This is a genomic window from Flavobacterium ardleyense, assembly GCF_042686085.1.
Taxonomy (GTDB): domain Bacteria; phylum Bacteroidota; class Bacteroidia; order Flavobacteriales; family Flavobacteriaceae; genus Flavobacterium; species Flavobacterium ardleyense.
Genome location: NZ_JBHUOL010000020.1, coordinates 1 through 1,394 on the forward strand (window position 1 = coordinate 1; position 1,394 = coordinate 1,394).

At 31.7% G+C, this 1,394-nt stretch carries 2 protein-coding genes and 1 pseudogene; all 3 read left to right on the forward strand.

Going from position 1 to position 1,394, the window contains the following annotated elements; translation table 11 throughout:
* A pseudogene (locus tag ACFSX9_RS13125) lies at positions 1 to 333 on the forward strand (hypothetical protein); the annotation flags it as partial.
* Entirely contained in the window at positions 317 to 526 is a 210-nt protein-coding gene (locus ACFSX9_RS13130) for a hypothetical protein (protein ID WP_379808418.1), read from the forward strand. The pseudogene ACFSX9_RS13125 and the gene ACFSX9_RS13130, both read left to right, overlap by 17 nt.
* A complete protein-coding gene (locus tag ACFSX9_RS13135; protein WP_379808420.1) occupies positions 516 to 1,028 on the forward strand; it encodes a DUF4304 domain-containing protein in 513 nt (170 codons plus the stop codon). Before ACFSX9_RS13130 ends, ACFSX9_RS13135 begins: the two co-directional genes overlap by 11 nt.
* The last annotated feature ends 366 nt before the right edge of the window (positions 1,029 to 1,394 follow it).

Consider the following 1,394-nt stretch of genomic DNA (forward strand, 5'->3'; position numbering starts at 1 on the left):
GTTGCATATAATCCATTAACTGAAGGAGACGATAATTCAACAGCAGACTCTCCTTGTGAAATTCATTTATACAAAATCAACGGTGGCAATGTTGAAATAGTTAAGAAAATCCAGATTGCTGACAAAAGCATTCTCAGTTCGAAACTTTATTTCAACTCAGGAGTAAATTCGTTCATCACAGTTTCTGACACAAATGGCATGTCAGTAATTACATTGGACGGACAAATCGCTTTTAAAGACAACAACTTAAAGGTAAACGAATACAGCGTTGAGAAAAATTGTCTCTTAATGACAGACAAAAAAACGATATCTGTTTATGAACTTACAGAATAGAAAAACTACCGCTAACAGGCGTTTGGCAAAAGTGGCGGTTCAGTGCTCCGCAGACAATTTTGTGGTTAATCAAAGTTTGGTTCTCCGCATCAACATTTGTGGTGAAAATCGCCACCTTCGCCAAGCGCCAAACCGTTGTAGGCAAGCTATGAAAAAAATTACGCTAAAAGAAGAAAAATCAAATGAACGCTAAAGAAATACAAACCGAATTTATCAAAAGTTATTTAAAACCAACATTGAAAATTTATGGATATCAAACCAGCGGACAAACTTGGTGGAAAAATATGGTTGATTTCTTCATTATAATAAACTTACAAAACTCGCAATGGAATAACAAAGAAGAATTAAGTTTTTGTTTCAATATTGGAATTGCATTAACTGAAAAAATAAAAGATTCGAAAAAAAAGAAAGCAACTTATTTCGATATTTTAACACATACTCGTGAAGAAACTTACTTGAGCGAAAACAGGAAAAAAGGAAAATATAGAGAAAGTGGTTGGTTAGGTTACAGAATAACAGAAAACACTAATTTAGAAGATTTTACAAATGAACTAAAAATAGATTTTGAAAGTGATATTTTGGTAATACTGGAAAAACTTAAAACTTTAAAAGATTGTGTTGAATTTTATGGGAAAATAAAAATTTGGGGTGAAATATTAAATGAACAAATTTTTAAAATTGGACTTAAAGTTTAGCCAGCCTACAACAGCCGTGACCGTTGCACAACATCATTCAAAATCAAATTTCTTGATAAAATCAATAAAACCAACCACATTTAAAGACATTTAAGCGAGGTTGGTTTTTACGTTTTGTGTCTTTTTTAGAAAATGTGAACTACTTAAAAAGGCTGTTTTTAGGTCATAAAAATGCGTTTTGATTAAGCTATGTACTTTCTGCAATTCTAGTTGCATTTGTTGCACATGTAGTGTGGGTTTTTTAACGACAAATCGCAAATATTTCTTTAAGTTATACGTCAAGGACGCCATCAAAACTTGTTTGTTTGCGTTTTTGATCCCTCTCGTATTAACTAGATTACTCACTTTTTTTTATTTTTTTTTGGA